8 protein-coding genes and 1 tRNA gene are annotated in these 13,018 nt (G+C 69.9%); 2 read left to right on the top strand and 7 right to left on the bottom strand.

Going from position 1 to position 13,018, the window contains the following annotated elements; genetic code table 11:
* Positions 1 to 46 precede the first annotated feature (46 nt).
* On the bottom strand, positions 47 to 670 hold the full coding sequence (gene coaE, locus ABD264_RS01895; protein WP_303106427.1) for a dephospho-CoA kinase: 624 nt from the start codon (positions 668 to 670) through the stop codon (positions 47 to 49).
* Entirely contained in the window at positions 636 to 3,029 is a 2,394-nt protein-coding gene (locus ABD264_RS01900) for a dephospho-CoA kinase (RefSeq protein ID WP_344203845.1), read from the bottom strand. The genes coaE and ABD264_RS01900 overlap by 35 nt, the downstream gene beginning before the upstream one ends.
* 124 nt (positions 3,030 to 3,153) lie before the next feature.
* On the opposite strand from ABD264_RS01900, the gene ABD264_RS01905 reads away from it, so the two are divergent.
* Positions 3,154 to 3,876: an IMPACT family protein gene (locus ABD264_RS01905; protein ID WP_344203847.1), complete on the top strand. Its 723-nt coding sequence runs from the start codon at positions 3,154 to 3,156 to the stop codon at positions 3,874 to 3,876.
* A 150-nt stretch (positions 3,877 to 4,026) separates the two neighbouring features.
* On the opposite strand, the gene rpsA is transcribed toward ABD264_RS01905, so the two are convergent.
* The 4 genes from rpsA to ABD264_RS01925 form a co-directional block, all read right to left on the bottom strand.
* The gene (gene rpsA / locus ABD264_RS01910; protein ID WP_344203849.1) at positions 4,027 to 5,523 is read right to left on the bottom strand and encodes a 30S ribosomal protein S1; all 1,497 of its coding nucleotides are present in this window, start codon (positions 5,521 to 5,523) and stop codon (positions 4,027 to 4,029) included.
* Positions 5,524 to 5,724: 201 nt separating this feature from the next.
* The gene (locus ABD264_RS01915; protein ID WP_344203851.1) at positions 5,725 to 7,122 is read right to left on the bottom strand and encodes a GNAT family N-acetyltransferase; all 1,398 of its coding nucleotides are present in this window, start codon (positions 7,120 to 7,122) and stop codon (positions 5,725 to 5,727) included.
* 136 nt (positions 7,123 to 7,258) lie between these two features.
* The gene (gene polA / locus ABD264_RS01920) at positions 7,259 to 10,153 is read right to left on the bottom strand and encodes a DNA polymerase I (RefSeq protein WP_344203853.1); all 2,895 of its coding nucleotides are present in this window, start codon (positions 10,151 to 10,153) and stop codon (positions 7,259 to 7,261) included.
* A gap of 59 nt (positions 10,154 to 10,212) precedes the next feature.
* Positions 10,213 to 10,767, bottom strand: coding sequence for an ANTAR domain-containing response regulator (locus tag ABD264_RS01925; RefSeq protein ID WP_260983367.1), 555 nt, complete (start codon positions 10,765 to 10,767; stop codon positions 10,213 to 10,215).
* A gap of 238 nt (positions 10,768 to 11,005) precedes the next feature.
* Here ABD264_RS01925 and ABD264_RS01930 point away from each other — a divergent pair.
* Positions 11,006 to 11,087, top strand: a tRNA-Leu gene (locus tag ABD264_RS01930).
* Between the two features lie 272 nt (positions 11,088 to 11,359).
* On the opposite strand, the gene pyk is transcribed toward ABD264_RS01930, so the two are convergent.
* Complete coding sequence (gene pyk / locus ABD264_RS01935) at positions 11,360 to 12,868, bottom strand: pyruvate kinase (protein WP_144942637.1); 1,509 nt, start codon at positions 12,866 to 12,868, stop codon at positions 11,360 to 11,362.
* Between the last annotated feature and the right edge of the window lie 150 nt (positions 12,869 to 13,018).

Raw genomic sequence — 13,018 nt, forward strand, 5'->3', positions numbered from 1 at the left:
ACCGCCGCGGGCCCCGCGGGTTCCGGCGCCTTCCCAGGACCCGGTCTCAGGCCGCCTCCCGGTTCCACCACTCGTCCACCTGCGCCTCCAGCTCCGCGATGCTGCCGGTGTTCTCGAGCACGGTGGTGGCCACCGCCCGCCGGTCCTCGTCCTTGGCCTGGGCGGCGATCCGGCGTCGGGCGTCCTGCTCGGCCATTCCCCGGTCCTCGACCATGCGCCGGACGCGCTCGGCCTCCGGCGCCTCGACCACGAGCACACGGTCCATCTGCTCGTGCTGGCCGGTCTCCACGAGCAGGGGGATGTCGTGGACCACCACCCCTCCCGGTGGCACGTCGGCGAGCAGCCGTGCCGTGCGCGCACGCACGAGCGGGTGCATGATCCCGTTGAGCGCCTCGAGCTGAGCCGGGTCCCCGAAGACGATCCCGGCCAGCGCCGCGCGGTCCAGGGCGCCGTCCTCGCGCACCACGGCCGGACCGAAGTGCTCGAGAACCGCCTCGTAACCCACCGCGCCGGGTTCCTGCAGCTCGCGGGCGATCGCGTCCGCGTCCACGACGAGCGCGCCGTGCTCCGCAAGCCGGCGCGCGACCGTGGACTTCCCGGAGGCGATCCCCCCGGTCAGCCCCACGCGCAGCACGTCAGCGCGATCCGGTCTGGTGAACAGTTCCTTCATGGTCGTGGCCTTCTTCCGTGCTCTCGTGGTCCAGGACGGGCTGGATCTGATCCTGCCAGATCTCGCGCACCTGCTCTCGGACGCGCTCGACGTCCCTGTCGTTGACGATCACGCGGTCGGCGACGTCGCGGGTCCCCCCGTCCGACGGGGCCTGGTCGACGAGGCCCCACGCGACGTCGGCCGCCACGCCCTCCGTGCGGCGCAGCCGTTGCACGCGCTCCTCAACGGGCGCCTCCACGGCGACCACGAGGTCGAAGCGGTCCCGCTGCTCCGCCTCCAGGGGATCCCTGACCACCTGGACCATGACGCGATCGGTACCCGCCTCACGCGCCCGACGCCGCGCGCTCTCGCGCATCTCGGGCATGAGCAGCTCATGGGCCCTGGCTCGCGCGGTCTCGTTGCGGGCCATGAGCTCGTCAAGCGCGACGGCGACGTCCGCCGCGGGGGTGTTTGCCGCCGTGGGCAGCTGCTCCCCGAAGATCCGCTCGACCTCCGCGCGCGTGCCGGACCCTGGTTCCAGCAGCTCCTGCCACATCTGGGCACTGTCCAGGACCACAGCGCCGAGCTCCTCGAACGCCCGGACCGCGGTCCGCTTGCCCGACGACGCGCCCCCCGTGAGCGCGAGTTGGTAGACCGGGCGCCCCTCCCGCTCACGCTGCCAGTGCCACGTGCGCGGCTGGTGCGTGTCGTGCTCGGGTTCCGTGCCCACCTCGTACTCAGGGCGGATCACGTAGTCCGAGACGGCCGTGCCGTCCTCCTGCGCGCGGCGGTGGTACTCCTCGGCCGGCAGCACGCGCTTCCACTGCCGTGTGCGCATGGGCCGTGCCGTTCCCGCGTCCTGGCGCAGCGCCTGCAGGAGCATGACCGCCTGGAGCACCTCGAGCAGCATCACGGGAGCGCCGATCACGATGATGACCTCCTGCAGCGCGTTGAGCCCGTTCTCCCCCGACGTCGCAATGATCGCCGTGCAGACGGCACCCACCGCGAGCGTCCAGAAGATCCGCTGCCGCCGGGGCCCCTCGTCCTCGTGGCCGTTGGCCATAGCATCCATCACCAGGGCACCGGAGTCGATGGAGGTGATGAAGAAGATGGTGATCACGATCAGCGCCACGAACGCGGTCACCGCGAACCACGGCATGGTCTGCAGGAACTGGAACAGAGCTGCCTCCGGATTGCCCTGTGTGACGATGGTCTCCGTGAGCGTTGCCCGCGTCTCGGGGGCGCGGTCGATCCGGATGGCGTTGTAGCCGTAGATCGCCATCCACACGACCACGAACGCCGAGGGCACTCCAAGCACCCCCACCACGAACTCTCGGATGGTGCGCCCGCGGGAGATCTTGGCGACGAACATACCGACGAAAGGCGCCCAGGTGACGGTCCAGGCCCAGTAGAACACTGTCCAGTCCCCGGACCACGTGCCACCCCCGTAGGTGTCGTTGAACAACGCGAGGGTGGGCAGCTGCTGCGCGTAGCCACCCACTGACTCCACGATCGCGCGCATCGTGTCCATGGACGCGCCCGCCATGAGCACGAAGAGCAGCAGGGCCACGGCCAGCACGATGTTCGCGTAGGACAGCCGCTTGACGCCCTTCTCCATGCCCGCGAGCACGGATGCCAGGCCCACCGCCGTGATCACGGCGATGATCGCCGCCTGGATCCACCCGGCCATGGGGATCCCGTACACGTACGTGAGCCCGCTGTTGATCTGCAGTGCACCCAGGCCCACGGAGACGGCCAGGCCGAACACCGTGGCCACGATGGAGAGGATGTCGATCGCCTTTCCCCACGGCCCGTGGATCCCGTCCCCGAGCAGGGGGTGGAAGGCGTAGGAGACCCGCGGCGGCAGCTTGCGCTTGTACGTGAAGTACCCGAACGCCAGGCCGGGCACCGCGAGGATCGCCCACATGTGCACGCCGAAGTGGAAGTTCGCGATGTTCAGCGCCTCCACCGCCGCGCGGTCAGACTCCGGTTCCGTCCCGTACATGGGCGGGTTCGCGTAGTGGGTGATGGGCTCGGCCACGCCCCAGAACATCAGCACGGCACCCACGCCGGCCGCGAAGAGCATTCCGAACCAGGTGAGGCCCGAGTACGTGGGTTGGGAGTCGTCGTCGCCGATCTTCACGCGGCCGTAGCGGCTCACTGCCAGGCCCACCGCGAAGATGACCAGCGCCGTCACGCTGAACGTGTAGAACCACCCGGTGCGGTAGCGCAGCACGTGGGCGATGCTCCCGAAGATGCCCTGCACCGGGCCCGGGAAGAGCCCCATGGCGGCGGTGAACACCACGATGAGCGCCGCGGAGACGAAGAAGATCGAGGGCGTGGTGCGCAGCCCGAGTCGGTCGTGGAGACGGTGGAGCACTGAGTGGCCCTTCGGCTGGGGGACAGGGTCGCACGGTCCGGTCCCGCGACCGGCCGCACCCACTGTAGCGGCCGACGACGCCGCGGTCGGCGCGGTGCCCAGCACCCGTCCCTACACTGGGAGCGTGTCCCCCGAACTCTTCGCCGAACCTGCCGCCGCCCCGCGCGTGTCGTACACCGTGCCCCGGGCGGGAACCGTCCACTCGGCGGAGCTGGAGATCAAGAAGTCGCGCTTCCTGGCACTGCTCACCCGCGTGGACACCGAGGACGAGGCCCGGCAGTTCATCGCACGCACCGCCTCCGAGCACCGCGACGCGCGCCACCACTGCTCCGCGTTCCTGGTCGGCCCCCACCGTGAGATCGGCCGCTCCTCCGACGACGGCGAACCGGCCGGCACCGCGGGCGTGCCAATTCTGCAGGCGCTGTCCTCCCACCTCACGGCGAAGCAGCGCGAGGCGGACGGGGCCGGTGACCTCTCGGACGTGTGCGCCGTCGTCGTCCGCTGGTTCGGCGGGATCAAGCTCGGGGCGGGAGGCCTGGTGCGCGCGTACTCCGGCGCCGTCACTGCCGCGCTCCAGGACGCACCCCTCATACGGCGCGTCCGCTGCCGCGAACTCTCCCTGCCCGTGCCGCACGCGGACGCCGGGCGCGTGGAGGCCGAGATCCGGGCGCGCAGCCTTGTCGTGCAGCCCACCAGCTACGGTTCCGAGCACGCCATCCTGCACGTCCTCGTGCCGGACACACCCTCCGAGCTCGACGCCGCACGCGCCGTCCTCGCCACCGCCACCTCGGGACACGGGGAACCTGTGACCGGGGAGCCCACGTGGCAGGACGTCCCGGGCACCTGACAGACCGCTCCCCCACCGGGCCGCTGGCATCACCGTGGAAACGGCCCCAGACACGCGAGAGGCCCCGCACCCGTGACGGGTGCGGGGCCTCTCGGCGACGGTCAGCGCGCATCACCCACCGGAACCGGCGGGGCAACGCTCACGCGTGACTCAGTGCCCGGTGAGCTTCTCGCGCAGCGCGGCCAGAGCCTCGTCCGAGGCCAGCGTGCCGGAGTCCTCGGCCGGCTGCTCGGAGGAGTAGCTCGTGGGACCGGACGCGCGGCTCGGAGCCGGCGAGGAGGACGAAGACGACGAGGAAGAGGAGGACGACGTGGTCGTCGCGGCCTCCAGGTCGTCCTGGATGTGCTTGCGCACCTGCTCCTTGTGGGCCTCCCAGCGGGACTGGGCCTGAGCGTACTGCTCCTCCCACGCCGCGCGCTGGTCCTCGTAGCCCTCGATCCACTCGTTGGTCTCGGGATCGAAGCCCTCGGGGTACTTGTAGTTGCCCTGCTCGTCGTACTCGGCGGCCATGCCGTACTGGGCCGGGTCGAACTCGGTGGACTCGGGGTCCACACCCTCGTTCGCCTGCTTGAGGGACAGTGAGATGCGGCGACGGTCCAGGTCGATGTCGATGACCTTGACGAAGAGCTCCTCGTTCACGGAGACGACCTGCTCGGCCATGTCCACGTGGCGCTGCGCCAGCTCGGAGATGTGCACCAGGCCCTCGATGCCGTCCTCGACGCGCACGAACGCACCGAAGGGAACCAGCTTGGTGACCTTGCCCGGCACGACCTGGCCCAGGGCGTGGGTGCGGGCGAAGAGCTGCCAGGGATCCTCCTGGGTGGCCTTCAGGGACAGGGAGACGCGCTCGCGGTCCATGTCGACGTCCAGCACCTCGACGGTGACTTCCTGACCGACCTCGACGACCTCGGAGGGGTGGTCGATGTGCTTCCAGGACAGCTCGGAGACGTGCACCAGGCCGTCGACGCCACCCAGGTCCACGAACGCACCGAAGTTGACGATCGAGGAGACGGTGCCCGTGCGGACCTGGCCCTTCTGCAGCTGCTGCAGGAAGTTGGCGCGCACCTCGGACTGCGTCTGCTCGAGCCAGGCGCGGCGGGAGAGGACCACGTTGTTGCGGTTCTTGTCCAGCTCGATGATCTTGGCCTCGAGCTGCTGACCGATGTACGGCGCGAGGTCGCGGACACGGCGCATCTCCACGAGGGAGGCGGGCAGGAAGCCGCGCAGGCCGATGTCCAGGATGAGGCCGCCCTTGACGACCTCGATGACGGTGCCGGTGACGACGCCGTCGTCCTCCTTGACCTTCTCGATGTCGCCCCAGGCGCGCTCGTACTGAGCGCGCTTCTTGGAGAGGATCAGGCGACCTTCCTTGTCCTCCTTGGTGAGGACCAGAGCCTCCACCTCGTCACCCACGGCCACGACATCGTCGGGGTTGATGTCGTGCTTGATGGACAGCTCACGCGAGGGGATGACACCTTCGGTCTTGTACCCGATGTCCAGGAGGACCTCGTCGCGGTCGACCTTGACGACGGTGCCTTCCACGAGGTCGCCGTCGTTGAAGTACTTGATGGTCGCGTCGACAGCGGCGAGGAAGTCCTCTTCCGTTCCGATGTCGTTGACGGCAACCTGCTGGGTGGTGGTGGTCATGTAGTAGGGACTCCGATGGAATTGGTTTGATGGTTTGCCGTTCCCGGTTCCGTCCGATGGGACGTGGGCCGGGAACTCATGTGGTGCTTTGGGCGTGCGAATACACGCACCGCTCCAGTCTAGAGCCCGAGCACGTCGGGTTCAAGCCTGGAGCGGCGCGTGCAGGCGGAGGCGGGGCCTCTCCCGGCAGCGCCGACCGGCTCAGAACGGGGAGATGCAGTACGGGTCGGTGGGCGTGGACATCAGGGCCTGGATGTCCCGCAGCGCGTCCTCGTCCCGCACCTTCAGCAGGCCCCCGTGGTACAGGGTGGAGGCCTTGACCGCGCCGAGGTAGAGGGAACCCAGGCTGTCCACGTTCAGCGCGACGTCCGCGCCCTCCGGGAGCTCCACGGCGGGCATGGACTTCCCGGCGAGGTCGTCCTGCGTGCGGGGCCGGTCCCCCACCCGCTCGACGCGGGTCTCGGTCCCGGTGGTGTCGATCTCGTAGAGGCCGTCCGCGAAGCCCATCGAGTCGACGATCGAGACCGTGATCCGGCGGTGGGAGGTGTAGTGCCGCGCGGACAGTGCCGCCACCGGGTCGAGGACGCGCAGCCACACGCGCTCGAAGCGCTTGCGCACCGTGTACTTGGACATGTCCACCATGCTCCACATCAGCGGGTCCTCCATGGGGGCGCTGCCGTAGCGCACCTCCGTGACGAGGTCCAGGTTGCACAGGTATTCCCACAGGGCGATCCGGCCCTGCCAGCTGGGGGAGACGAGGTCCACGACCTTGAGGGCCCCCTCGAAGCCCTGGGTGGGCAGGAACTTGTAGCTGACGTAGCCGTCCGCCTGCCCGGCGTCGTCGTAGTGCACCGCGGTGCGGATCTCGGGATCCGCCTTGCCCGCGTGCCAGTCCCACGCGCCAGAGACCAGGCCCCACCACTTGTCCTGGCGGGTGACTGAACCGGCCGTGCCCTCGTGGAACCGCGCGAAGATCTCCGGGGCGAGCCGGGCCACGGACTCGTTGTCCGCCATCTCCACCGTGCCCACCGTGGGCGCCTTGAGCTGCAGCCGCGTGTGGGCGTCCACAGTGATCTCGGTGTTGAACGTGCTCGCACCGAAGCCGAAGCGACCGTAGATCGTCGCCTCGGACGCCGTCAGGGCCGCCACGGGGAAGCCCCGCTCGTGGGCCTCGGTGAGGTCGTCCGTCATCAGCCGGCGCAGCAGCCCGCGGCGGGCGTGCGTGGGGCGCACCGTGACCTCGGAGATCAGCCACGCGGGGATGCCGACCCCGGGGCACACCGTGAGTTCCGAGTCCCATGAGCAGAAGGTGGCCACCGGGCGGTCCGCGCCCAGGGCGGCGGCCGGGACGGGGTCCGCGGTGTAGGCGGCCCGCAGCCGGACGCCAGAGTTCCGCATGGAGTCCAGGATGTGGCCGGTGGCCTCCCGTGTGGGCTCCGGCCCGTGGAAGCCGTGGTCCACCGCGCGGTTCCACTGCTCGGCCTCGGGGTTGGCATCAACACCGCCCTCCCTCACGAAGAACTTGCGGAGCACGTAGTTGCTCCCGCGCGCGCTGTAGGTCGTCTCACTCGGCTGGTCGGTCGGGGGTGTGGTGGTCATGGTGCTCCTCCTTGTGCGGGATCGTCTCGCGGGTGGAGTCCGCGGGACGGCCGGGGGACGTGCGTGGAACGGTGTGCGGACCGCGCTGCAGTGCTCGCGCCGGTCAGCACCGGGCGGGCCGGTGCCGGGGTGTGCGTCAGTGGGCGGCCTGGTGCCAGGTGCGCCCGGTGCCCACATTCACGTCCAGGGGGACGGTGAGGTCCGCAGCGCCGGCCATCTCGGTGCGCAGGATCGCCTCGACGGCCTCGGACTCGCCGGGGGCCACCTCCACGATCAGTTCGTCGTGGACCTGCAGCAGCACGCGGGAGCGCAGCCGGGCCTCGCGCAGTGCGCGGTCCACGCCGATCATGGCCTTCTTGATGATGTCCGCCGCCGAGCCCTGGATGGGCGCGTTCAGCGCCATGCGCTCTGCGGCCTGGCGGGCCTGGCGGTTGTCGCTCGTGAGGTCCGGCAGGTAGCGGCGGCGCCCGTCGATGGTCTCGGTGTAGCCCTTGGAACGGGCCTCCTCGACGACGCCGCGCAGGAAGTCCCGCACACCGCCAAAGCGCTCGAAGTACCCGCTCATCATGGTGCGGGCCTCGTCCACGCCGATGTGCAGCTGCTGCGAGAGGCCGTAGGAGCTCAGGCCGTAGACCAGCCCGTAGCTCATGGCCTTGACCTTGGAGCGCATGGCCGGGGTGACCTCCTCCGGCGCCACCTCGAACACACGGGAGCCCACGAAGCGGTGCAGGTCCTCCCCCGCGCGGAACGCCTCGATCAGTCCCTCGTCCCCGGAGAGGTGGGCCATGATCCGCATCTCGATCTGGGAGTAGTCCGCCGTCATGAGGCACTCCAGAGGCCCCTGGGCGTCCTCCCCCACCACGAACACGTCCCGGATGCGCTGGCCCTGTTCGGTGCGCACCGGGATGTTCTGCAGGTTGGGCCCGGTGGAGGACAGCCGCCCGGTGGAGGCAACGGTCTGCTGGTAGGTGGTGTGGATGCGGCCGTCCTCGGCGATCGCGTCCCGCAGTCCGGCCACGATCTGCTTGAGCTTGGAGTACTCGCGCCAGTTCATCAGCGCCACGAGGAAGCGTGAGCCCTGCGTCTCGGGGTCCACCCGGCCCAGCAGGTCAGCCACGGCCGAGGCGTCCGTGGTGTAGCCGGTCTTCGTCTTCTTGGTCTTGGGCAGGCCCAGCTCGTCGAACATCACGGCCTGCAGCTGCTTGGTGGAGCCCAGGTTGATCTCGTGGTCGATCTGCGCCTGGGCGAGCTCGAAGGCCTGGTCGATGGGCTGCTGCAGGTCCTCGTGCAGCCGGTCGATCCCGTGCCGGTCCACGGCGATCCCCGCCGCCTCCATGCGGGCCAGGATCACCGCGAGCGGCATCTCCAGCTCCGTGAGCAGCGGCAGCTGCCCGTCCGCCTCGAGCAGTCCCCGCAGGTGCTCGCTCAGGGAACGGCACGCACCACCCAGGGTGGCCTGGCGCACGAGCTCCGCGTCCGGGGTGCCGTCGAGCTCGTCCTGCTCGCCGGCGGTGTCGAGGTCCAGTGCGGTCTGTCCCTGGTCCTTCGCGCCGGACGTCTCCGCCGCGGCCACCGCTGCCACCTCGACATCGAGGTGCTGGGCCAGCTGCGCCTCCAGCTCGTAGCTGCGCAGTGCCGGGCGCACCAGGTACCCGGAGAGCTGGACGTCGTCCACCACTCCGGCGAGCTCGATCCCGCGCTGGGCCAGGCCACGGTAGAGGTCCTTGAGACCGTCCACGATCTTGGGCGCCGCCGGGTCTGCGAGCCATTCCTCGACGGCCGTCGAGAGGGACGGGTCCGCGGTGACCAGGTCCACGGCCGCGCCGTTCGCCCCCGTGAGCATGAGCGTCGTGACCTCCCTGCCGGAGGGGGCTTTGGGATCGAGCGTCAGTCGCCGCACGACGGCGGCCGCACCGTCCGCGAGCCCGTCCCGCCACGCGGTGAACTCCGCGGCGGTGCGCACCCGGGTGACGTCCGTGACCTCGGGGACCGTGGCGACGTCGTCGCCCTCCGAGGCGGTTCCGAAGGCGTCCAGCAGGCGCCCGCGCAGCTGGGAGCCGAACTCGAGCTCGTCGAAGATCTCCGCGACGCGCTCCGGCTCCGCGTGCGGCAGGGCGGCGTCCGCGAGGTCGATCTCCAGGGGCAGGTCCGTGAGCAGCCGGTTGAGCTTGCGGTTGCGGCGCACGAGGTCCTCGTTCTCGCGCAGCGCTTCGCCCTTCTTGCCGGTGATCTTCCCGGCGTGCTCCAGCAGGGACTCCACGGGTCCGTAGGCGGTGATCCACTTGGCGGCGAACCCGGGGCCCACGCCCGGCACACCCGGTAGGTTGTCCGCGGTCTCCCCCGTCAGCGCGGCGAGATCCGGGTAGTTCTGCGGGGCGACCTTGTACTTCTCGAAGACCGCCTGCGCGTCCATGCGGCGCAGGTCCGACGGCGTGCGGCCCGGGTAGACCACCGTCACGTGATCCGTGATCATCTGGAACGCGTCCCGGTCACCCGAGAACACGAGCACCTCGAAGTCCTCGGCTGCGGCCGTGGTGGCGAGCGTGGCCAGGACGTCGTCCGCCTCGTGGCCCTCGCTCGTGACGATCGGAATGCCAACAGCCTCGAGGATGCGGCGGATGTTGGGGACCTGCCCGTGGAACTCCTCCGGGGTCTCGTCCCGGCCGCCCTTGTACTCCCCGTACTCCCGGGAGCGCAGGGTAGGGCCCTCGAGGTCGAAGGAGACGACCAGGTGGGTGGGCTTCTCCTCGCGCACGAGCTTGACCATGGTGTTCACGAATCCGTAGACGCCCTCGGTGTGGACACCCTCGGACGTCACGAAACCGGGGCCCCCGCCGTACTCGGCCGCGCGGGAGAGCGCGAAGAACGCGCGGAACGCCAGGGAGTGCCCGTCGATCAGCAGCAGTCGCTTCTCCGGCCGCGAGACGGGCTCCGGCAGCGGGACCTCCCGCGGGGAGTCGGTCTTCTCGCCGATCACCACGGTGCGGATGGCGGGATCGTCCTGGGCGGCCTGCTGCTTCGTCTCAGTCACGGGTCCATCCTAGGGCCAGCCCCCGACGCGCGCGGGTCGCACCGGCGGTGGACGCCGGTTCAGGCCACCTGGCTGATGATGGCCTCGGCCACTTCGCGCATGGACAGGCGCCGGTCCATCGAGGTCTTCTGGATCCAGCGGAACGCCTCGGGCTCGGACAGGCCCATCTTGGTCTGCAGCAGGGATTTGGCCCGCTCCACGAGCTTGCGAGTGGCGAACTGCTCCTTCATGTCCGAGACCTCGTCCTCGAGCGCCCTGATCTCCTCGAACCGGGAGATGGCGATCTCGATGGCCGGGACCACGTCCTCGACCGTGAACGGCTTGACCACGTACGCCATGGCACCGGCCTCGCGGGCGCGCTCCACCAGTTCCCGCTGACTGAACGCGGTGAGCAGCACGACCGGTGCGATCCGCTGGCCAGCGATCTGCTCCGCGGCCGTGATTCCGTCCATCACAGGCATCTTCACGTCCATGAGCACGAGGTCCGGGCGGTGCTCGGTGGCCAGGGCGACGGCACGCTCACCGTTCTCCGCCTGCGCCAGGACCCGGTAGCCGGCATCCTCGAGCATCTCGACGATGTCCATTCGGATCAGTGCCTCGTCCTCCGCCACCACGACCGTCCTGGCCGCGGTGCTGGCGGCGGCGGGCTCCTCGGCCCCGGCCTCCGGGGCAGTGGGCTCCGGGGTGTTCGGTGCATCCGTCACGGGATCTCCTTGGTTCGGGATGGGGTGGTCTCGGTGGTTCCGGGCCGCTGCACGAGGAGCGAGGCGACCGGCTCCAGCCTAACCCCCATCGTGTATGCTGTGAGCCGCACCGGCGGCGGTCGCCCCATGTCAGGAGCCCCGCGGTCAGGCCCAAGTGGCGGAATTGGCAGACGCGCCGCACTCAAAATGCGGTATGGAAACATGTGTGGGTTCGAGTCCCACCTTGGGCACGACAGAAACCGCTCTGCGGAGCGGTGCGGGAACGGCCTCGTTGACGCGGGGCCGTTTTTTCGTGGGTACGCCCTGTTCCTCGCCTACGCCGCGACGTTGCTGTGGCGCCCCCTGTCCCCCGTTTTGATGGCCACCGGTGTCTCGCGTTCCCCGCTCGCGCCGGGCACGACGACGGCGCGGGGCCCGGATCCTCTCGATCCGGCACTCCGCGCCGTCGGCCCGGTGCTCCCGCCGCGTGTCAGCCGCGGCGGGTCACCACTCGGTCAGCGGCTCACGGCTCACGCCAGGACGCGGAGCCCTGGAGCTTGTCGATCCCCCACGGGCGCACCTTCTCGTGCTCCTCGCGCTGCGGGGCCTCTCCGGCGTCCTGCAGGTCGCCCACGCGGTGGACCTTGACCAGGTTGGTGGACCCGGCGTGTCCGGGAGGCGATCCGGCGCAGATGACGACCATGTCCTCGGTGCTCGCGAGCTCGTGCTCGAGCAGGTAGTGGTCCACCTGGCGGGTCATGTCGTCCGTGTGCTCCACGCGCTCCACCCGGATGGGCTGCACGCCCCACAGCAGCTGCAGCCAGGACTGCACGCTGCGCTCGGGGGTGAAGGCCAGGATCGGGCGGTCCGGGCGCAGCCGGGACAGGCGGCGCGCGGAGTCACCGGACTGGGTGAACGTGCAGATGTAGCTCACATCCAGCTGCCGGGCGATGGTCACCGCCGCACGGGTGATGGCGCCGCCGCGCGTGCGGGGCTCGGTGCCCAGCGGGGGCATGCGGTCCATGCCCTGCGTCTCGGTGGCCACAATGATGTTCGACATGGTCTCGAGCGTCTTGATGGGGTACTTGCCCACCGAGGTCTCGCCCGAGAGCATCACGGCGTCCGCGCCGTCGAGCACGGCGTTCGCGCAGTCGGAGGCCTCGGCGCGCGTGGGGCGCGGGTTGTCGATCATGGACTCGAGCACCTGGGTGGCCACGATCACGGGCTTCGCCCAGCGGCGGGCGAGCTCGATCGCTCGCTTCTGCACGATCGGCACGGCCTCCAGCGGCAGCTCCACGCCGAGGTCGCCGCGGGCGACCATGATGCCGTCGAACGCGTCGATGATCTCGTGCAGCGCGTCCACGGCCTGGGGCTTCTCGATCTTGGCGATCACGGGGAGCGTGACGCCCTCCTCCGCCATGATCTCGTGCACGCGGTCGATGTCCTTGGCGTCGCGCACGAAGGACAGCGCGATGATGTCGACGCCGCGCTTCAGGGCCCAGCGCAGGTCCGCCTCGTCCTTCTCGCTCAGCGCGGGGACGTTGACGGCCACACCCGGCAGGTTGATGCCCTTGTGGTCGGAGACGGGACCGGGGACGACGACCTCGGTGGTCACGTCCGTGTCGGAGACGGCGGTGGCGCGCAGCGCGACCTTGCCGTCGTCGATGAGCAGCGGATCCCCCACGTTCACGTCTCCGGGCAGGCCCTTGTGCGTGGTGGAGCAGATCTCCTTGGTGCCGGGGATGTCCCGGACCGTGATGGTGAACGTGTCGCCAACCGCGAGGTCGTGGGGACCGTCCGCGAAGTTGCCGAGACGGATCTTGGGGCCCTGCAGGTCCGCGAGGATCGCCACGGTGGTGTCGAGCTCCTGGCTCGCGCGGCGCAGGTTCTCGTAGGAGGCGTTGTGGACGTCGTGGTCGCCGTGACTCATGTTCAGGCGAGCCACGTTCATCCCGGCCTCGATCGCCCGGGTGATGTTTTCGTACGAGGAAATGGCGGGGCCGATCGTGGCCACGATCTTCGCTCGACGCATGGGGTGACTCCCTTTCGAATGGCGGATGGTTGGCGCACATGACAAAGCGGCCGGGCCCTGCAACGAAGTGCTGCATGGCCGCGGCCGCTCCGCCGATGACTTCCCCCACTCTAGCAACGCGCGCCGGGAAAGGGTACGACCTCATTCACG

It is taken from the genome of Kocuria salsicia (assembly GCF_039532055.1).
In the GTDB taxonomy this organism is placed as follows: domain Bacteria; phylum Actinomycetota; class Actinomycetes; order Actinomycetales; family Micrococcaceae; genus Kocuria; species Kocuria salsicia.

Coding starts and splice junctions, on each gene's coding strand:
- coaE (WP_303106427.1), bottom strand. CDS start 670: ATGAAGGAACTGTTCACCAGACCGGATCGCGCTGACGTGCTGCGCGTG.
- rpsA (WP_344203849.1), bottom strand. CDS start 5,523: ATGACCACCACCACCCAGCAGGTTGCCGTCAACGACATCGGAACGGAA.
- ABD264_RS01915 (WP_344203851.1), bottom strand. CDS start 7,122: ATGACCACCACACCCCCGACCGACCAGCCGAGTGAGACGACCTACAGC.
- pyk (WP_144942637.1), bottom strand. CDS start 12,868: ATGCGTCGAGCGAAGATCGTGGCCACGATCGGCCCCGCCATTTCCTCG.